This window comes from Psychrobacter pasteurii, assembly GCF_900162815.1.
Taxonomy (GTDB): domain Bacteria; phylum Pseudomonadota; class Gammaproteobacteria; order Pseudomonadales; family Moraxellaceae; genus Psychrobacter; species Psychrobacter pasteurii.
This window is the reverse complement of the sequence record NZ_FUGD01000083.1, coordinates 56,433-75,790: the sequence shown is the minus strand read 5'-3', so window position 1 is coordinate 75,790 and position 19,358 is coordinate 56,433. Positions and strand designations below refer to the sequence as shown.

Genomic DNA, 19,358 nt, shown 5'->3' with positions numbered 1-19,358 from the left:
GATGGACTTGTGCTGAGTGTGGCACATGGCATGATAGAGATATCAATGCTGCTAAGAACATCCTTGCGGTCGGGCTTGACCGTCTAGCTGTAGGAATCCCCTCGGTTTAGCGAGGGGAGGAAGTCAAACGTCATACATAAATAACGGGTACAGATTACCGATATAAATACTTTTTAGACTGGTAATTTAGGCCATAGTTTAAGCCATAAAAAAAGAGCACTGAATCCAGTGCTCTCTTTAAAGTAGTAAATTTTAGAGGGTTAAAATAAGCCCATAATATTGCCTTGATCATCGACATCAATACGCTCTGCAGAAGGGACTCGAGGCAGACCTGGCATTCTCATAATAGGACCGCATATCACCACAATAAAGCCGGCGCCATTAGAGATACTGATATCACGCACATGGATATTAAAGCCCGTAGGGCGGCCGAGCAATGAAGCATTGTCACTTAGAGAATATTGAGTTTTAGCAATACAAATAGGTAATTTGTCTAGCTCTAGAGCCTCTAAACGCTTAATTTTGGCTTTGGCGGTACTGCTAATATCAATGTCGTAAGCGCCATAGACACGCTGAGCTACAGTGCGGATTTTATCCTCAATTCGCATGTCTGTGTCGTAAGCAAACTTAAATCCGCCGTGCTTAGGAGCAGAGAGACTGTCTGCTTCATCGAGTAGCTTAATCAAGTGTTTGGCCAGTGTTTCTCCGCCTGCACCACCTTTTTCCCATACCTGAGTTAGGGCAACGTCAACTTTTAGGCGTTTACAAGCTTTGCGTACCATTTCGATTTCAGCCTCGGTATCGCTTTCGAATTGGTTAATGGCCACGATGACAGGTAAGCCAAAGATTTCTTGCAAGTTTTCTATATGCTTAGTTAGGTTGGGTAGGCCTTGATCAAGGGCAGCTAAATTTTCTTGTTTTAAGCTATCCTTGGCTGTACCGCCATTATATTTCAGCGCTCGAATAGTGGCGACGACCACAGCAGCATCTGGAGTTAGCCCTGAAAGACGGCATTTAATATCACAGAATTTCTCAGCGCCTAAGTCAGCTCCGAAGCCCGCCTCAGTTAAAGTGTAGTCGGCCAAATGCAGTGCGGTACGGGTGGCAATGACTGAGTTACAGCCATGAGCGATATTGGCGAAAGGACCGCCGTGCAAAATAGCAGGGTTGCCCTCAATGGTTTGAACCAAGTTAGGCTTGATGCCTTCTTTTAATAAAGCCGCCATTGCGCCATGGGCGTTTAAGTCTTTGGCATAAACAGGCTTTTTATCTTTGGTATAGGCCACCAAAATATCGCCTAAACGCTGCTTCAAATCAGCCAAATCTTTGGCCAGACAGAAGATGGCCATTACCTCTGAGGCCACAGTGATATCGAAGCCGTCTTCTCGCATAACGCCATCTGTGGTGTTGCCTAAGCCGCCGACAATATTACGAAGCTGGCGGTCATTCATGTCCATGGCGCGGCGCCACAGTATTTGTTTCGGGTCGATATTTAGGGAGTTGCCTTGATAAATATGATTATCAATCAGAGCAGCTAATAAGTTATTGGCCGCCCCTATGGCATGCAAATCACCGGTGAAGTGCAGGTTAATGTCTTCCATGGGTAAGACTTGGGCGTAACCCCCGCCAGCAGCACCGCCTTTAATACCAAAAACTGGACCCACCGAGGGCTCACGTAGAGCAACAATGGTTCGCTTGCCATCTTGGTTTTGTTTATGAATCCGGTTTAAGGCGTCCGCTAGACCAATCGTAACCGTAGTTTTGCCTTCACCTGCAGGGGTAGGGTTAATGGCAGTCACCAATACCAGTTTGCTGTTCTTTGATTTGGGTGGTTTGGCAAACACGTCATTGGGATTAATTTTTGCTTTATAGTGCCCGTAAGGCTCGATTTTGTCTGCAGATAAATCCAGTTTTTTGGCGATATCTACAATGGGTTGTAGGGTCGCTTTTTGGGCAATCTCAATGTCGCTTGGTACGCTCATAGTTTGATCTCAAGTTATTGGTGAGGTAAATAAATAAGTTAAGGGGTTAATAATTAGTCGGTTTTACCATGCGGACGTAGCCATTTAGCAAACCAGTTAGAAATGTCGTCCATAAAGGTATAAACCATAGGGATGACAATCAAGCTTAGGAAGGTTGAGGTAACCAGACCTCCTAAGACCGCTGCTGCCATTGGGCGTCGGAAAGTAGAGTCAACATCTCCTAGACCAAAAATTAAGGGCAACATGCCTGCACCCATAGCAATGGTGGTCATAATAATAGGTCTAGCCCGCTTACGACAAGCATCTAATAGGGCATCAAAACGATTCAGCCCATGTTCTCGCTCGGCTAAAATAGCATAATCCACCAACAAAATAGAGTTTTTAGTGGCAATACCCATTAGCATGATAAAGCCAATCATTGAGGGCATTGATAAGCTACTTTTGGTCAATACAAGACCCACAAAAGCACCGCCAATAGACAAAGGTAATGCCATCAAAATCGTGAAGGGCTGCAGCACTTTCCCGAATAATAAAATCAGCACCCCAAAGATACAGATGATACCGACAGTGATGGCAACCACGAAGCCACCGAACAATTCAGACATACTTTCTGCCTGACCTTGGTCGATGATTGAAATACCTTCAGGAATACTGCCTTCTCGTAAAGAGGGGAGGTTCTTCACAGCGTCGACCAGACCCCCTAGCTCACCGCCTGCTACTTGAACGTTAATGGTGATGGAGCGCTCTCGGTCAAAACGTATGATTTCAGAAGGGCCTGTACCAAAGGATAGATCAGCAACTTCACCCACGCGGGCACCAGCACTGCCTGAGCTTGGTACATATAAATCCGCCAACTGACTGACGTTATTTTTTGCTTCTTCTGGCAAACGCACCACGATAGGGACCTGACGCGTGTCTAAATTAAGCTTAGACAGTCGCTGCTCATAATCTCCTAAAGTGGCTACGCGTAACGTATCAGCAACCCCTTGTGTGGTAGCACCTTGATCTGCCATGGCGGTACGATTTGGCGTAATCGACAGCTCTTGACGGGGTAAGCTTCGGTTACTGGTGACACTGCCTGCTTCAGGTAGTGAGCGAATTTCAGTCATGACCTGCTGTGCCATTTGTTCTAATAGCTCAGAGTTGGTACTGGTAAGAGCAAAGCTATAGCCTGCCTCGCCGCCACTAGACAGACCGATATCAAATCTGGCGCTTGGTACCGTGGTTAAAGCTTCGGTAATCTGACGCTCAATTTCTATCTTGCTAGGACGGGTTCCACGTGGCTCAAGCACAATATCAACACTGGCGGCGTTAGAGACACTGCCTGAGCTAGACGCTGAGTCTAGGCTGGCTTGTTGGGGGTCGCCTACCACGCTTAGGATACTCTTCACCCCTTCAATTTGAGACACTCTGTCTTCAACCATTTGCGTGATTCGGCTGGTATCTTCTAAGCTGGCATCGGGGGTTAATTCAATGCCCACACGAGTCTGGTCAATGTCGTTTTCGGGGATAAAAGTGGTGGGTAGTAGCTTAACCAAGGTCAAGGACGCTGCGAATAGAAGAAGGGTAGTTCCTAAAGTAATCCAGCGATGACGCAGTGTCCAGCCCACTGATTTTAGATAAGCTTCCATGATGCGTCCGCTTTTTTCGACACGCGTCTTTTCAGGACGCAGTACATAAGCAGCCATCATTGGGGTAATTAAACGGGCAACCATTAATGACACAAAAATAGAAATAGCCGCGGTCCAACCAAACTGACGGAAAAACTGCCCAACAATACCGCTCATAAATGCAGTCGGTAAAAATACTGCAATTAAGGTAAAGGTAGTGGCGACTACTGCTAGACCAATTTCGTCCGCGGCCTCCATTGCAGCTTGATAGGGCGTCTTGCCCATACGTAAGTGGCGTATGATGTTCTCGACTTCCACAATGGCATCATCAACCAAGACCCCCACCACTAAGGATAAGGCCAATAAACTAATAATATTCAAGCTAAAGTCGAACAAGTACATGCCCAAGAAAGTAGGGATTACCGACAAGGGTAGGGCAACGGCTGCAACGATGGTAGCCCGTACGTTACGTAAAAATAGGAATACCACGACTACCGCTAAGAAGCCGCCTTCAATTAGCATTCTAAGAGAGGCTTGATAGTCTTCATCAACTGGGGTGGCCCGATCGAATACTTTGGTAATCGTATAGTTAGGCATGTCTTGTTGCAGTTTAGCTAACTCTTCATCGACCAGTTCTACAATCTCTACTTCGCTGGCACCTCGTGAGCGAGTCACGTTAAATGCAACTACTGTTTCACCATCTAATTTGGCGATCGAGCTTGGGTCAGCTGTACCATCGGTAATGGTGGCAATCTCTCCTAGACGCTGAGTTCCGCCTGTGGGCAAAGCAATTTGTAAGTCATTAAGCTCTCGAGCATTACTCACTGCACCCAAAACGCGAATGTTTTGTTTGCTACTGCCCACCTCTGATTCACCGCCTGAGCTGTCTTGTTGAATACCTGTAATTTGTTCTGACAGCTGGCTAATGGGCAGTTTGAGTGAATTAAGGCTGATAGGGTCTACCTCAACGCTAATTTCACGCTCAAGACCACCAACTCGGCTGACAGTACTCACCCCTTTGATATCAGAGAGGCGTTTATTAATTGTGTCATCGACAAACCAAGATAAATCCTCAGGGCTCACCCCATTGGCGGCAACGGTATAAGTAACGGCAGGCAGCCCCGCTGTGGTCACCTTGGTCACGATAGGGTCGTTGGCTGCAGCAGGTAGGTCTCCCTGCACCTCTCCAACTGCTGAGCGCACATCGTCCACAGCTTCTTGGATGTCTTTTTCAAGCACGAACTCAGTGGTTATAGTAGCGGCCCCAGTCTGCAGCGTGGTGTTCATGTGCTTCACGCCTTCGATACTGGCGATCTTGTTTTCAACCTTTTTGGCCACATCATTTTCAAGCTGACTGGGAGCGGCACCCGGTAAAGTGACGGTGACTACCACAGCAGGCAGGTCGATATCAGGAAACTGCTGGACCTTCATTTGCATAAATCCATAGATACCACCGAGGGTCAGTAGTATGAATAGAAGTATGGCAACCAGTGGGTTTCGAATGGAGTATGCTGAGACATTAAAGCTCATAGAGGGCATCCTACTTGGAGAAATAAATCAAAATACGAGAGGTGCGGTGGACAAGAGTAGGGGTGAGGCAGTGAGGAGTGATTAATCCATTAATAAGACGTTATTTTTAACGGATAACCTGCCACACCTCACCCTTCTAAACTTGAGCAAACTATGATGAGCTTATTCAGCTTTAGCCGGAGTATTGGTATCGGCGATGGTTACAACGTCGCCATCACTTAAGAAGCTGCCACCTTGGCGTACGATATTGGCTTCTCCTGGAATAGGCTCTAGAAGTACCACCCGATCTCCTTGACGCTCGCCAAGTTTCACCTTGACTCGGCTTACTCGATAAATAGTTTCACGGTTCTCATTTTTCACAGCTTTAACCTGCATGACATAGTCATAGCCATCTTGAGTCACCACGGCACTAACCGGAATAGTTGATTTGGCATCACTACCTAACTTGAAAGTACCGCGTTGATACATACCGGCTCTGGCATTAGGATTTCTTGCTAATGAGGCATAGATGGTAATTTGACGGCTGCCGTCTTCTGCGGTCGGTGAGATACGGCTAACCTTACCCATGACGCTTTTGTTGTTCGGTAAACTGACTTCAACGGGAGTGCCCACATTAATTTCACCCACTTTATTGGGATCTACTTGTGCTTGCCACTCAAGCTTACCTTCTTCAATGATGGTAAATAGAGGCTCTGGGCCCGGCACGCTACCCACGTTGGCTGATTTTTCGCTAATAACGCCACTTACAGGGGCGGTTACTTTGGCATTTTGCATGTTCAGATTTTGGTTATTTAGCCTTGCTCTTGAAGCCGCTACTGAAGCCGATGCTTGGTTAGCGGTGGCCACATAACGATCAGCCTCTTGCTGACTGATGGCATTGATTTCTAGCAGAGGTAGAACTCGGTCTGCATCCCGCTTAGCCAACTCATAGCTAGATTCTGCTTCGGCTAGCTCTGCCTTGGCTTGGATCAACTGCTGCTGCATCGCATCGGTATCAAAGATGGCCAATACTTGACCTTTTTTGACCTGATCGCCTTCTCTAACCAACACTCTATCGATAGCGACGCCATTAACTTTGCCGCTTACGGTTGAGGTAGTTTCAGGACTAATGGTGCCATCCGCTGTTAAGTCTTTAGTCACACTAGATTGAGTGGGGGTAACCGTCTCTACAGTCAGCACTGGCTTTTGGCTCACTTCTTTTTCAACTTCAGTGACCCCAGTGGCGGTTCCCATCTGCGGAGTAACGGATCTTTCAGTAGTAAGCTCATTGTCTTCAGGTTGCTTCTCTCCCCACATTCGACCCGCAAACAAGCCGATAAGTAAGGTCACTAAAAGTAGAGGCAACACCCAAAGCCAGTTTGGTTTTGATTTGGCGGTTTCTGCACTATAAGGGATATAAGCAGGCTCTGCGTCGGCTGCAGAGTTCTCCAAATCAGCAGAGGTGTCCTTAGCGTTATTAGTCTCGGTAGTAGCTGCGCTAGGAATCTCATCGGGTGTTTTTTTGTTGGAATCAGAATTACTAGTCATATCAATCTCGCAAACACATTGGTTTGGATAAATAAAAAAATAATTTAAATTATACGTTAAATACACACTTTTTGTTTAGGGTGATATCGTACTAAATTGTTTAACTTGATTTTAAAGAATAATTTAATCAAATTTTGATTAATCCGTCTTTTTGTTAGCTCAAGTGTACTGTTTTATACTCAGGTTAATTTTAGCTAACTAAAACTCTATTTTTTTAGAGGCTTTGATTTATATGGGGTTAGAAGGTCTTCTGTAAACTCTTAAGATGAAACTTATTACCAACAGTTGTGCAAAGAACTGGGGTGACTATATACAACTCATAAGAATAATTTTACAAAGCCATTATCAAAATAGTTTTTTTGCTCTTTATACTGAGTCAGGTGAAATTTAAAAGTCCGTTATTTTGGATATATTGGATATAGAAAAATAACTTGATAATCATCATCCGTTAAAAAGATGCTTGGAGAAAAACAATGAATACAAATCATACAAAAAAGAATGGCTTAGTGATTTCAACTCTAGTGGCTGGCGTATTGGCTATTTCTGGTACAGCTTCAGCAGCCGAACAACCTAAAGCTGAGCCAACTGCACAGGCTAATACTCAACAGGTTGCCGCAGAAGTAAATGAAGCGACTGCAACAGCAGCAGCTGAAGTAGAGAACACTTTACAGCAAAAAGTTGAAGACGAAGAAGGCGAGTTACTGGCCACACAGCCAGGTAAAGTAGCTGTCGCTGAACAGACCACAGCCGAAGTAGCTGAAGAGGAAGGTGCTGATGCCGAGGATGGACAACAAGTGGCAGTAGCCGCCGTTGGTCAGCAGGCACCAGCCCCAGCTAATATTGATGCAACTCCTACTTTGGCCGGTGAGTCAGGTGGTAATATTGAAGCTACTCCGATAACTCTACAGCAAAAAGTTAAAGACAACCGTGGTGAATTACAAGCCACACAGCCTGGTCAAGTAGAAGTACAAGAAAATCGCCGTGTCCGAGCGAAATAAGTTAGATAGGCAATAAGTAATAGAAGAAATAGTTCAGTAATTCATTAAAAGTCACCCTTTATGAATTACTGAGCCCAAGTCTAAAAAATATGGGCTTGAATAAAAAGAGGACCTTGTGTCCTCTTTTTTGTGCTTTATCCTAAAAAAGTCTTTACTTTTTTAGTTTTAGTCTGACTTTCTAGTTTTGGTTTTTAAGCAAAGTTAGATCTTTTTTGCCAATACCTTTTTCCAGCTGTCTTCTAAGCAGTCAATATCGAGCCAGGGCTCTATAATTTCTTTGCTTATTTTTTGCTTGCTGTTGGCCAGAGTCCATAGCTGTTTTAAGTTAGCAAAAGGATAGGGGCGATGTACTAGATACACAGGCAGCTCATTTTGCATAATGCCATCTTTCACTACCTGAAAGTACCAGCCTGAAATCCCTTGATTGGTAATCCATGAGGCGATATTTCTGTTGCTGGCAGTGGGCCCAATCTGATCATTTATTTTGTAACAAGGTCTTCTTGGCTGAACTACCCGTAGCTGAACACAGTCTTCTGCTTCTCCATATTGATAAATATCACCAATACAGACGGTAGCTTCTGTCATCTCTTGGTTGCCTTCAACTGCAGTGGTGGTTAAGTTCTCACCCAATAAGCCGACTTCTAGTTTTAGATTAAACTCACTATTAAGCTTATCGTAAGTGGCGGAACTCATTTGATGCACAGCTTTTAAATATCCCCCATGATGGCGCCTGTCTGCCTGTTCATCCGTAACTAGCCCTAGATAATTAACGGCTACCGGGGCTGTAATCGGCGCTTTATTAATGGCGCTTAGCTGCTCACGGGTAAAAGGCATGGCTTTACCAGTACGCACGCACTTTAAAGTAGCTATATGAATTGGGAGACTGGATGACGGACTATCTAATTGTGGTGTTGAAATAGACTGGGCCATAATAAGGATACTCACTGCGATTGTGTCTTTTTTACTATAGCAAAATGTAGGCTGCTTACCCCATTTATTTAACGAAAGGCATAAAAAAACGCACCTTTAATAAGATGCGTTTTTTAAAAGCTTGATTATTAACTGTTTAATTAGAAGCGGTAACCCACACCTAGATAGGTAATATAAGGGTCGATATCAATCTTAGATTTTGCTTCGATTAGTTGGTCGCCTTCACCGTTTTTCACAGTAATGGTAGTGTCACTGTCTAATTTTGCATAACTGATTGACCCAACAGCAAACCAGTTTTCATCGAAGTCATAAGTAGCACCAACGTTAATGATAGGCGCCCAAGCACTGTCTGCCTCCACTTTAACGCGCATATCAGCCACACCGGCATCTATATTGTCGCGAATCTGTTCTTTTGTGCCTAAAGCAGCTGCAGCTTGACCATCTTTAATCAGTTGTAAGCGGCCAGCTGCCACCTGTAAGTCTTGGCCAATGCCTTTATTAAGATCAATGTCATTAAAGTAGGCATACATTACACCAGCGCCAACATAGGGACGAAGCTTATTGACACCAGGTTTACCAAACTGATACTGCACTAAAGCAGCAGGTAACCAGGCACGAGCAGTAGAAGCCACCCCGCCCCCACGGGTCATGTCAGTAATTGAGATGGGGTCAGGCGTAATTAAGTTTGTCTCTACATTAGCAAACACTTCACCTTTACCTAAGATATCAACTTTAGGAGGAATACCGGCTTTTACTTCTACACCCCAATGATCGTCTACATAGTAAGTCATTAGCATGCCGAAGGTATCGACTGTGTCAGACTCTAGTCCTGTGCCTGGACTGCTCCATTGTTCAAGACCAGAAACCTCTACGGGAATACCCGAAGCTTCTGATTCAAATCCGTCATAAATAGCAGTTTTATTGACTACAGGAGTAGCGTCCCCTTGTGGATCGGCATGTAACCAACCGCCAGAGATAGAGTAGCGTTTAAAGCCATCATCACTTTTTTTGAAATAATCAAAGGCGGCAGTGGCGGATTGACTGAATAGCATTGGGGCAGCCACAGCACAAGCAATGGAGAGAGTTTTTTTCATGATACATCCTTGTATAAAAGAAAATTACAACATCAGTGATAATCAAACAGATTAATAGGATACTTAAGGTAAGTATAAGTAGGAAAGGATAGCCTATTTATAAAGGAGGTTGTGAGTAGAGGTCTTAAAAGAAACATCGTAACAGTCATAAAACCACTACGCCTAACATCCTTGTAGATATCCTTGATTAATTGAAACAATTGGTTATATCAAAGTATTAACTTATTAATAAATGTTTCAATAACAGCTTCATTCTAGAAAACTTGAAGAGCATAGTCAATCTACAAATCCAAAATAAATGGTAAAACTGCTTATAAAACAAAAGCCTTATACCCTTAATTTAACAATAATTAAGGTTGTAAGTTAAGGGAAGGCAAACGATAATTAATAAGCTTTTATCCAATAATAACTGATAATCTCCATCAATTGGTGGAGTGAAAACTAGAAATACGACAAATAAAAGGTGAATTGCATGAGTGATAACTCTAATGTAGTTTTAGAAGATATTTCAAAGAAAGATTACAGTGATGCCATTCAAGAGCTAGAGGCCTTATTTGGCAATCAACTGAGCACCAACCTAACCACCCGTCAGCAGCACGCGCACACCATGACGTGGCTTGAAAACCAGCCAGCCGATGCAGTGCTTGTGGCCCGTGACAAGCAAGATGTGGCCAAAGCAGTGGCTATTTGTAATAAGTATGAAATGCCAGTGATTCCTTTTGGTATCGGATCATCGCTAGAAGGTCAGCTCAACGCACCTTATGGTGGTCTGAGTATCGATATGAGTGAGATGAATGAGATTCTGCAGGTCAATAGTGAAGACTTAACGGTAACTGTGCAGCCCGGCGTAACTCGTGAGCAGCTCAATCACTATTTGCGTGATACAGGGCTGTTTTTCCCGATTGACCCAGGTGCGAATGCGACCATTGGTGGTATGGTTTCTACCCGTGCATCAGGCACCAATGCCGTTCGCTACGGCACCATGAAAGACGTGGTATTGGCACTAGAAGTAGTCACTGCTGACGGTAAGATTATCAAAACCGGCTCTCGTGCTAAAAAGTCAGCAGCCGGCTATGACTTAACCCGATTAATGATAGGCTCGGAAGGCACACTTGGGGTAGTGACCGAGATTACTTTAAAACTGTTTGGTATCACTGAATGTGTGGGCAGTGGAATTTGTCACTTCCCCACCATTGAGGCGGCGTGTGAAGCAACCATGATGACCATTCAGATGTGTTTGCCCATTGCCCGTATCGAGCTGTTAGATACCCTGCAGGTTAAGGCGTGTAATCAGTACTCCAATTTAAATTTAAAAGAAATGCCAACCTTGTTTATCGAGTTCCATGGCAGTGAGGCTGGGGTACAAGAGCAGGCGCAAATCTTTAGTGAGATTGTGGAAGACTGCGGTGGCTCAGACTTTGCGTGGGACAGCAATGAAGAAGAACGCAAGAAACTTTGGCATGCGCGCCACAACGCCTATCCTGCCAGCTGTGCGCTACGTCCTGAGGCTAAAGCCTTATCGACCGATGCGTGTGTACCCATTTCAAGATTGGCTGAATGTGTCAGCGAGACCGCCAAAGATATTGAAGCTTCTGGCATGATTGGCCCTATCGTGGGTCATGTGGGCGATGGTAACTTCCATGTGTTATTGTTGGTAGATACCGACAACCCTGAAGAGGTGCAGACTGCTGAAGACATAGTAGGTCGTCTGGCGAAACGTGCTATTGATATGGAAGGCACTTGTACTGGCGAGCATGGCATTGGTCAAGGCAAACGCAAATATATGGCCTATGAGCACGGTGAGGCAGTGGGCGTGATGCAGGCCATTAAGCAAGCGCTTGACCCTAATAACATCTTAAACCCAGGTAAGATTTGGCCACAAGCCTCTTAAGGTATATCGTTAAATACTAAGTGGCTGTTCACTAAGCTAATTGTTACTAAGCTAACTTCTATTAAGCCATCTTAATTTATCGGGTGGCATAATCGTACTGACATATTTTGTCCGTAGCATGAGTCTTAACTCCTAATCGTGGGTTAGACTCATGCCGCCACTTAGTATTATTATCATCACCTTAAATGAAGCAGAGCGGATCGGTAATCTGCTCAATGACTTAGCACAACAAAGCTTTAGGGATTTTGAAGTGATTGTTGTCGATTCAAATAGTGAAGATGACACCTGTACCATTGCGAAGTGCCATGCTGATAAATTTCAACAGCTCAGAGTAGAGCGTATGACCTCTCGCGGGGTTTGCTTGGGTCGCAATACTGGTGCAGCGCTTGCCCGTCACGAGCATCTGCTGTTTTTGGATGCCGATGTTCGTTTATCGAGCGACTTTCTTGAAAAGGCTATGCACCATATAGATACCAAACAGCTGCAAACCGCTGGTGCATATTTGTCACCCAAAGGATTGCCTAAACGCTATGCATTTGGCTATAAACTATTTAATGCCGGCATCTATCTAACGCAATATATCTTTCCCACTGCGGTCGGTGCTTGTTTGTTTTCCACCAAAACCATTCACAATCGTATCAATGGTTTCGATGCGACTGTCACACTGTGCGAAGACTGTGATTACGTCAATCGAACCAATCGTCATACGACCTTTCGCATGTTGCCCGTCGCGTTTACTTTTGACCCTAGGCGATTAAGGCAAGATGGTATTTTAAAAACAGGCTGGAAATACCTGTATGCCAACACGCATAGATTATTTATCGGTGAAATTCGCAATCAAAAAATCCGCTACGACTTTGGTCATTACAAATCCAAATAAGGCCTGAATAAAAGACAGTAGATGTATTTCTCTCAAACAGCTTCAAGTTTTTGCTGATAAATGGCCGCATCGCTTGCTGAAAAACAGCAAAAGACCACTTCCTCAATAGCACTGCCCGATAAAGCGGCTTGCTTAACACTGCCTATTACACTGGCAATAGCAATCTCAGTGGCTTGCTCGATAGGGTAGCCGTAAACGCCAGTGCTAATGGCTGGAAAGGCAATGCTGGTAATATTATTGTCTACTGTCAATTGAATGCTATTGCGATAGCAGCTAGCAAGCAGTTCAGGTTCACCTTGGCCGCCACCGTGCCAAACCGGACCCACGGTATGAATGACATATTGCGCTGGCAGCTTAAATCCTGGACTGATTTTGGCCTCCCCTGTGGGGCAACCGTTTAAGGTTCTGCAATAGGCCAGTAGCTCTGGTCCTGCAGCGCGGTGAATCGCCCCATCGACACCGCCACCACCCAATAAACTTGAATTGGCAGCATTAACGATGGCATCAAGCGGTAACGTGGTAATATCCGCTTGGATTACTTTTAAGGTAACGAGATGCTCATTACCTTGGTTATCTGTCGTATCAATCTGTTTTTGCGCTAAAGGGTGCTTTAAACTAGACATATAGAACTCCTTTATCGATTTTATAGTTATTATAATTAAAATCGCCCCTCTTTTATGTAGGATAAGGTTATGCCGCAGTCTGCTGTTAGCGCCCATTCTCCGGTGCGTGCTTTTTTTAATAAATACTTTATCGATGCCTTTACGGGTATGGCCTTAGGGCTGTTCGTCACTTTAATCGCAGGGCTTATATTCTCTCAAGTGGGCTTGGCGTTAGATATGCCACTGCTGATGGATTTAGGCAAATTGGCGTCAATTTTGATGGGAGCGGGTATTGGTGTGGGTATCGCTTATTACCTGAAAGCACCGACGCTAGTGGTGTTTGCCTGTTTAGTCGCTGGCATGATGGGAGCGCACTCTGAAGCGCTAATGGCTGGGCAATTGTTTACGCCGCAAGAAGGTGCGCCGCCGACCTTTTTGGCTGTACCGGGCAACCCTATTGGGGCTTATTTAGCCTCCGTATTTGCCTGTCGCGCTGGTAGCTGGGTTCAGGGCAAAACCAAGCTCGATATTATATTGGTGCCTTGGGCGGTGGGCTTGGTGGCATTGGTCGTCTGTGCCTGGATCAATCCACCTGTGGTTAGTCTGGTGAATAGTATTGGTACTGGCATTCAGATTGCCACCCAATTGCAGCCGTTTATGATGGGGGTGGTTATCGCTGTGGTGGTCGGATTACTACTGACCATGCCCACTTCGAGCGCTGCCATTTGTATCGCTATTGGGCTTGATGGATTAGCCGGTGGTGCAGCAGTGGTGGGCTGTGCGGCACATATGATTGGTTTTGCTGTCGCCAGTTATAAAGACAATGGCATGAGTGGAGTCATTGCTCAAGGGCTTGGCACCAGTATGCTCCAGATTCCTAATATCTTTAAAAAGCCAATTATCTTATTGCCCGTCGTGATTGCTAGTGCTGTTGTTGGTCCTATTGCCACAGCCGGATTTGGCTTGATGAGTACCGCCAGCGGCGCAGGCATGGGCACCGCAGGATTTGTGGGTGTGTTTGGGGTGCTTGAGGCCTCAGCAGGGGCGCTAACTTCCACTCAGATTTGGCTAGCCATTGGATTATTGATGTTTGTATTACCCGCAGTTATTGCAGGTATAGTAGCTTGGCTGATGCGCCGTACAGGCTGGATTCAAGACGGTGATATGAAGTTGCCTTAACCTAAGCGCTTATGATTTTAACCAAGCGTTACTATGGTTAAAAAGTTATTTTGTTAAGATAAATAGAACAAACCCCCTATTTAACTAAATAATACTAACAAAATGATCTAATAGACGGTGAGAACTATGGATACCCAACAAACTGTTGAAAGCTACTTACAAGCCCTAAACATCGACTCAGATATCACCACTTTAGAAGACATCTCTAAACTGGCAGAAGCCCATGTGAAGGCTTATCCGTTTGGCAACCCAAAGATTCTACTTGGCGAATCTGTACCTATTGATTTAGAAGGTATTTATAATAACTTGGTGGTCAAAGGACGCGGCGGATACTGCTTTGAGCACAATAAGCTGATGTTTGAGACTCTTAAAGCAAAAGGTTTTGAGGTCACTGAACACCTGGCTCGTGTGGTCAATAATGAAGCACCAAGAGCACCGCTGACGCATAGAGTGACTATCTTGTACTATCAAGGTGATAAGTACTTAGTAGATGTCGGTGTTGGCTTTCGAAGCCCTAGCGTGGTGGTGAAATTCGGTGAAACTGATACTCCTGCTATCAGTCACTTGGGTATCGAATACAAAGTGCTACCGGTAGATGCCGACAAAGGTGTCTACACCATGCAGTTGATGGAAAAAGGCAAACCTTTTAATGCCACTCAGTTTAACTTGATTGAAAACATCGAAGCCGACTTTCAGATGGGTAACTTCTACTCCTACATGAATCCTGAAGGCTTGTGGCGCAATAATTTGGTGGTCAGTTGCTACAGTGAGAAGTCGATTAACTCTTTACGCAACAGTGATTATTTTAAGATTTATGCCGAGCAGACTGAACAAATCAAAGTCACTGAGCTTGAGCAGTTTATCAATATTATGCAAAACGAGTTAAAGGCTAACTACACCCGGGATGAACTGACTCGGTTATTTGAAGAGTATGTGAAGGCTAAAGACTAGTGGACAGACTGCCGTTTTAAAGGTATGAAAAGGTATGAGCTCATCAGCCAACGAAAATAATGACAGGGTCGAGTAAAACTTGTACCCTGTCTTTTTATACCCCATTTTATTTCATGCCCACTCTTATCGTTTAAGTATCAAGGAAACAATCATGGCCAAAAATGCCTTACAAGCTCAATTATTAAAAGCAGGATTGGTAGACACCAAAAAAGCCAAAAAGCTAACCAAACAAGCTGCACATGCCAAACGCACCGGCAATGCTCCGGACGCAGAAATCAAAAAGTCAGTGGCCGAAGCGCAAGCTGAAAAGCTCAAAAGAGATCAAGAGCTGAATCAACAAAGACAGCAGGCGTTAGAAGAAAAAACTTTAAGAGCCAACATCGTGCAGATGATTAATCAGCATCAGATTACCGATACTCAAGGTGATATTGAATACCGCTTCGTTGATGACAGCAAAATCAAAAAGATGAACATTACTCAAAAGCTGTTTGATCAAATTGTTGCCGGTCACGTTAGTATTGCGCGCCTAGAAGAAGGCTATGCATTGCTACCTCGTCCTTTAGCAGATCGCATTAATGAGAAGTTAGAAGGCTTTATTGTGGAATCTAATGACAAGGCGGAAGATGAGCCTGCTGAAGATGATCCGTATGCTGCGTACGTTATTCCTGATGACTTAATGTGGTAAGAAACAATAAAAAACCATACTTTTATTAGGGTTATGCGCCTAGTGTGATGAGCCATTAACAAATATTTAGGCAGATAACAATAATTAGGTAGCGTAATTTAATATTACATTCTAAATACAGTGGGCGCTTGTTTAAAAAATCCAATTTGATACTATTAGATTAAGGCATTATTTAGGACGTCCGTTACTGTTTAACCTATGCTGAAACGTCAGTATGTCGGGCTTTCAAGGATACATAGATTATGCAGGGTAGTTCGTAAATAATAACTTTGGGTAAGTTACTCCCTGATATATCAAAGAATAAGATTTTTTAACCCTAAGTTTTTTTATAATAAACAAAAAAGGAGTCAGTCATGGCTAAGTCGGATATTAAAGAGCTAAAACAAGAGCTGAAGAAAGACATCAAAAAAGCTAAGAAAAAAGTAGAGAAAAAGGTCAAAGAGTTAGACAAGCTAAAAGACCAAAAAAAGAAAGAAAAGAAAGCTAAGAAAAACAAAAAAGACAAGAAAGCTAAGAAAAAATAAGCGCAGCTAATGGCTTATGATGAAAAGAGGATGGCGAAAGCTGTCCTCTTTTTTTGTTATAGCATAAGATAAAATCGCGGGGCAAAAACTTAATGGCCAAAGCGTAACCATTTATCTGCGACACGTTGGTATTTAAGCATCACGATGTCACTTAAGTAATTGTTGGTAACATACCAAGGATATTTATCTCCTTGTTTTGGCAGAATATTTTGAGCCCGACTGATATAGCCTGCCGTTAAGGAGCCCATCACGGTATCTGTTTGTCTAATGGCTTGATCTCCATCGATAGCGATAGGGGTTGGCTGCACAGTACTGTATCCATTTTGCCGCATATAACGCAGTAATCGAACCATATAATCGCAGGCCAAATCAATCTTTAGGGTCCAAGAAGCATTGGTATACCCAAAAAGCACCGCCAAATTAGGAATGCCTTCTACCATCACCGCCTTATAGGTCATACGTTCATCTACGGCAACGACCTCTCCATCTACTAATACTTGTGCGCCACCGAGCATTTGTAGCTTTAAACCAGTGGCACTAACGATAATATCTGCATCTAAATGACGGCCTGAAGTGAGTGCGATGCCAGTTGATGTGATATTTTTTATGGTATCCGTAACGACATCAGCTTTACTGGTCTTTAACACCTTAAATAAGTCGCCATCGGGAACTGCACAAAGTCTTTCGTCCCAAGGCTTATAGTTGGGCTTAAAGTGGTTGATATCGACATCACTGCCTTTAAGCTCTTTTTTGGCTTGTTTAATTAAGCCCTTTTTCATAAGGTTGGGGGCGATTTGGGCAAAGCGATATAAGCCTTGTTGAATAAGAATATTTCTCCAACGAACTAGGCCGTAAGCGGTTTGATCCTTTAGATGAAAGCGGCTTTTTAGAACCTCTAAGCTATCATCTTCACTGGGAATGCTGCCAATATAGGTGGGTGAGCGCTGCAACATGGTGACATGGGCAGCGCTTTGTTTTTTCTGGCCAGAACCTGCACTAAGCGGCTGTAATAAAGCAGGGACTAAGGTTACAGCTGTTGCTCCGCTACCAATAACCACCACCCGTTTGTTGTCATAATCAATGCTTTCATCCCATTGCTGGGGGTGAATAATTTGACCTTTAAATTGCTGCTCATTAGGGAACTCAGGTTGATAGCCCTGCTCAAAATCATAGTAACCGGTTGCCCCGATGACAAAGCGGCTGGTGACCGTCCGAGTTTTACCGGTATTGGTCTGTTTTAAGGTAGCCGTCCAGTATTTGTGCGAGCTGGACCATTCAATCTTTACAACTTCGGTATTAAACTCAATTAACGAGTCAATAGTAGCCTCTTGGGCGGTTTCTTCGATATAGGCTTTAATGGCGGCAGCATCAGCCAAGGTTTTCTTTCCCATCCAAGGGCGATGTGCAAAGCCAAAAGTGGTCATATCTGAGTCGGAGCGTATGCCTGGGTATTTGAATAAATCCCAAGTGCCACCGATGGCTGCTCGCTTCTCAACCAGGGCTACACGGCCTTTTTTTACAGACTTTGACAGCAGTTTATCGCGGCTTAGATGGGAGGCAATGTCTATACCAGAAATACCTGCGCCAATGATTAATACATCAAGCTGAGGCTGTTTCTTACTAAAAGGTAGGCTGGGCGTTAGTCGGCGCACGGTGGCCGTAGCTCTTCTTGGTAAGTTGGGCAGGGCAGGCAACTGTGGCAGTCTGTCTACCAAAGCCGTAGTGGGGGCTACCGCTGACGGCTTCGAAGAAAGAGAGTTAGTGCGGTTAGGGGAGACAATCGCTGTTTTTAGCTTACCGAGCATACGCATGGTTCATCCTTTGAACTCTAAGGGGGTAGTTTACTTTTCTAGGTTAGTGATAACCTTCAACCCAATGGGTTTTATTTCTTTATTAACATTATGGGGATAAAGTCAGGCTTTAGCCAGCTTTCTAAGAGACAAGTCTAAAGACAGGTAGGTGCCAAATAAAATAACCATAGACCCGACAATAGCAAAAATATCTAGTGACTCACCCAGCAAAATATAACCAAAAATAATAGCAAAAATAGGAATTACTAAGGTAATGCTGGTGGCTCGAACAGGGCCAATGCTTTTGATCAACTGATTCATAAATATCAGCGCAATAGCTGTCGATAAAATACCGATACAAATCACAGAGCCCCAAGCTTTTACGCTAATCGATTGACCATAAGGAAAGCTGTAGAGAGCCACAGGCAGCATGACAATACTAGCAATGATGAGCGTGCCTGAGGTGATGGCAATGGGGGAGACATGCTCTAAGTAGTTACGGGTTATATTGGCGCCAGCGGCATATCCCACGCAAGCAAATAAGGCAAATCCCATCGGCCATAGTTGGGTGTGTAGATCTCCTTGTGCTTCGCTACCTAACATCGCAACTAAGGTTTCGCTCATTAAGATAATAACGCCCACCACCCCAATGGCCAGTCCAAGCAGTTGTTTTTTTGACATTTTGTCATTAAAAAACAAGCTGGCAATCACGCCACTCATCATGGGTACTGACGCATTTAATACTGCCAATACTCCAGCATTGACAGACTTAGCGGCAAAGCCAAATAAGATAAACGGAATCGCTGTAGAGCATAACCCAACGATGGCCATCAGCTTCCAATGAGCGAGAATGCCTTGGCGGTTTTTTGGATTAAGTAATACGAAGATGAGCATGGTCAATCCAGCCAGCTCCAAACGAATAGTGGCAAAGGCCAGTGAGCCAAACTCGGGCACCCCGATTCGATAAAAAATAAAGGACAATGACCACATAAAAGAGAGGGTAAGAAAGGTAATTAGGTCGCGTTTGCTCACAGAGAGGTCCTATGGTCATCTAAGTTAGACAGCTGTATAAAATAACGAAGAAAGCTCGCTATTATAAGACGGGTTGTGAATCAAGGATATGGCGTTAACAAAATATAGCGAAAAAATCTCAGTCTTAAAGATACGCTATAAACCTCACCCTTG

16 protein-coding genes are annotated in these 19,358 nt (G+C 44.2%); 8 read left to right on the top strand and 8 right to left on the bottom strand.

The window, feature by feature from the left end; translation table 11 throughout:
• Positions 1 to 110: zinc ribbon domain-containing protein (locus tag A1232T_RS07320; protein WP_143513967.1), on the top strand; the 110-nt coding region annotated here is incomplete at its 5' end.
• A 150-nt stretch (positions 111 to 260) separates the two neighbouring features.
• On the opposite strand, the gene A1232T_RS07315 is transcribed toward A1232T_RS07320, so the two are convergent.
• The 3 genes from A1232T_RS07315 to A1232T_RS07305 all read right to left on the bottom strand — a co-directional run bounded on the left by A1232T_RS07315 (position 261) and on the right by A1232T_RS07305 (position 6,649).
• Positions 261 to 1,982: a formate--tetrahydrofolate ligase gene (locus A1232T_RS07315; RefSeq protein ID WP_077448803.1), complete on the bottom strand. Its 1,722-nt coding sequence runs from the start codon at positions 1,980 to 1,982 to the stop codon at positions 261 to 263.
• Positions 1,983 to 2,035: 53 nt separating this feature from the next.
• The gene (locus tag A1232T_RS07310; protein WP_077448802.1) at positions 2,036 to 5,122 is read right to left on the bottom strand and encodes an efflux RND transporter permease subunit; all 3,087 of its coding nucleotides are present in this window, start codon (positions 5,120 to 5,122) and stop codon (positions 2,036 to 2,038) included.
• Between the two features lie 162 nt (positions 5,123 to 5,284).
• Positions 5,285 to 6,649 carry an efflux RND transporter periplasmic adaptor subunit gene (locus A1232T_RS07305; RefSeq protein WP_077448801.1) on the bottom strand — a complete coding sequence of 455 codons (1,365 nt, stop codon included), beginning with the start codon at positions 6,647 to 6,649 and terminating at the stop codon, positions 5,285 to 5,287.
• A gap of 473 nt (positions 6,650 to 7,122) precedes the next feature.
• Here A1232T_RS07305 and A1232T_RS07300 point away from each other — a divergent pair, with 473 nt between their 5' ends.
• Complete coding sequence (locus tag A1232T_RS07300; RefSeq protein ID WP_077448800.1) at positions 7,123 to 7,647, top strand: hypothetical protein; 525 nt, start codon at positions 7,123 to 7,125, stop codon at positions 7,645 to 7,647.
• A 201-nt stretch (positions 7,648 to 7,848) separates the two neighbouring features.
• On the opposite strand, the gene A1232T_RS07295 is transcribed toward A1232T_RS07300, so the two are convergent.
• Both A1232T_RS07295 and A1232T_RS07290 read right to left on the bottom strand, forming a co-directional pair.
• The gene (locus A1232T_RS07295; RefSeq protein WP_077448799.1) at positions 7,849 to 8,577 is read right to left on the bottom strand and encodes an MOSC domain-containing protein; all 729 of its coding nucleotides are present in this window, start codon (positions 8,575 to 8,577) and stop codon (positions 7,849 to 7,851) included.
• A 140-nt stretch (positions 8,578 to 8,717) separates the two neighbouring features.
• A complete protein-coding gene (locus A1232T_RS07290; protein WP_077448798.1) occupies positions 8,718 to 9,671 on the bottom strand; it encodes an OmpW/AlkL family protein in 954 nt (317 codons plus the stop codon).
• A 505-nt stretch (positions 9,672 to 10,176) separates the two neighbouring features.
• Here A1232T_RS07290 and A1232T_RS07285 point away from each other — a divergent pair.
• Entirely contained in the window at positions 10,177 to 11,562 is a 1,386-nt protein-coding gene (locus A1232T_RS07285) for an FAD-linked oxidase C-terminal domain-containing protein (RefSeq protein WP_077448807.1), read from the top strand.
• Positions 11,563 to 11,713: 151 nt separating this feature from the next.
• Positions 11,714 to 12,442, top strand: a complete 729-nt coding sequence (locus tag A1232T_RS07280; protein ID WP_077448797.1) for a glycosyltransferase — start codon at positions 11,714 to 11,716, stop codon at positions 12,440 to 12,442.
• 32 nt (positions 12,443 to 12,474) lie between these two features.
• Here A1232T_RS07280 and A1232T_RS07275 read toward each other — a convergent pair whose 3' ends face one another.
• Entirely contained in the window at positions 12,475 to 13,065 is a 591-nt protein-coding gene (locus A1232T_RS07275) for an O-acetyl-ADP-ribose deacetylase (protein WP_077448796.1), read from the bottom strand.
• Positions 13,066 to 13,134: 69 nt separating this feature from the next.
• Here A1232T_RS07275 and A1232T_RS07270 point away from each other — a divergent pair, with 69 nt between their 5' ends.
• The 4 genes from A1232T_RS07270 to A1232T_RS14100 all read left to right on the top strand — a co-directional run bounded on the left by A1232T_RS07270 (position 13,135) and on the right by A1232T_RS14100 (position 16,383).
• Positions 13,135 to 14,223, top strand: coding sequence for a PTS sugar transporter subunit IIC (locus A1232T_RS07270; RefSeq protein ID WP_077448795.1), 1,089 nt, complete (start codon positions 13,135 to 13,137; stop codon positions 14,221 to 14,223).
• 126 nt (positions 14,224 to 14,349) lie between these two features.
• Entirely contained in the window at positions 14,350 to 15,174 is an 825-nt protein-coding gene (locus A1232T_RS07265; protein ID WP_077448794.1) for an arylamine N-acetyltransferase family protein, read from the top strand.
• 151 nt (positions 15,175 to 15,325) lie between these two features.
• Positions 15,326 to 15,859, top strand: a complete 534-nt coding sequence (locus tag A1232T_RS07260; RefSeq protein WP_077448793.1) for a DUF2058 domain-containing protein — start codon at positions 15,326 to 15,328, stop codon at positions 15,857 to 15,859.
• 353 nt (positions 15,860 to 16,212) lie between these two features.
• Positions 16,213 to 16,383, top strand: coding sequence for a hypothetical protein (locus A1232T_RS14100; protein WP_167367045.1), 171 nt, complete (start codon positions 16,213 to 16,215; stop codon positions 16,381 to 16,383).
• Between the two features lie 89 nt (positions 16,384 to 16,472).
• Here the strand turns inward: A1232T_RS14100 and A1232T_RS07255 are convergent, their stop codons facing one another.
• Both A1232T_RS07255 and A1232T_RS07250 read right to left on the bottom strand, forming a co-directional pair.
• On the bottom strand, positions 16,473 to 18,194 hold the full coding sequence (locus tag A1232T_RS07255) for a flavin-containing monooxygenase (RefSeq protein ID WP_077448792.1): 1,722 nt from the start codon (positions 18,192 to 18,194) through the stop codon (positions 16,473 to 16,475).
• 102 nt (positions 18,195 to 18,296) lie between these two features.
• Positions 18,297 to 19,205 (bottom strand): DMT family transporter, encoded by a 909-nt coding sequence (locus tag A1232T_RS07250; RefSeq protein WP_077448791.1) that lies wholly within the window; start codon positions 19,203 to 19,205, stop codon positions 18,297 to 18,299.
• Positions 19,206 to 19,358: the final 153 nt, after the last annotated feature.

Excerpts from the sequence above, each read along its gene's own strand:
- A1232T_RS07305 (WP_077448801.1), bottom strand. The coding sequence starts at position 6,649 with ATGACTAGTAATTCTGATTCCAACAAAAAAACACCCGATGAGATTCCT.
- A1232T_RS07300 (WP_077448800.1), top strand. The coding sequence starts at position 7,123 with ATGAATACAAATCATACAAAAAAGAATGGCTTAGTGATTTCAACTCTA.
- A1232T_RS07310 (WP_077448802.1), bottom strand. The coding sequence starts at position 5,122 with ATGAGCTTTAATGTCTCAGCATACTCCATTCGAAACCCACTGGTTGCC.
- A1232T_RS07255 (WP_077448792.1), bottom strand. The coding sequence starts at position 18,194 with ATGCGTATGCTCGGTAAGCTAAAAACAGCGATTGTCTCCCCTAACCGC.
- A1232T_RS07265 (WP_077448794.1), top strand. The coding sequence starts at position 14,350 with ATGGATACCCAACAAACTGTTGAAAGCTACTTACAAGCCCTAAACATC.
- A1232T_RS07290 (WP_077448798.1), bottom strand. The coding sequence starts at position 9,671 with ATGAAAAAAACTCTCTCCATTGCTTGTGCTGTGGCTGCCCCAATGCTA.
- A1232T_RS07295 (WP_077448799.1), bottom strand. The coding sequence starts at position 8,577 with ATGGCCCAGTCTATTTCAACACCACAATTAGATAGTCCGTCATCCAGT.
- A1232T_RS07260 (WP_077448793.1), top strand. The coding sequence starts at position 15,326 with ATGGCCAAAAATGCCTTACAAGCTCAATTATTAAAAGCAGGATTGGTA.
- A1232T_RS07270 (WP_077448795.1), top strand. The coding sequence starts at position 13,135 with ATGCCGCAGTCTGCTGTTAGCGCCCATTCTCCGGTGCGTGCTTTTTTT.
- A1232T_RS14100 (WP_167367045.1), top strand. The coding sequence starts at position 16,213 with ATGGCTAAGTCGGATATTAAAGAGCTAAAACAAGAGCTGAAGAAAGAC.
- A1232T_RS07315 (WP_077448803.1), bottom strand. The coding sequence starts at position 1,982 with ATGAGCGTACCAAGCGACATTGAGATTGCCCAAAAAGCGACCCTACAA.
- A1232T_RS07280 (WP_077448797.1), top strand. The coding sequence starts at position 11,714 with ATGCCGCCACTTAGTATTATTATCATCACCTTAAATGAAGCAGAGCGG.
- A1232T_RS07275 (WP_077448796.1), bottom strand. The coding sequence starts at position 13,065 with ATGTCTAGTTTAAAGCACCCTTTAGCGCAAAAACAGATTGATACGACA.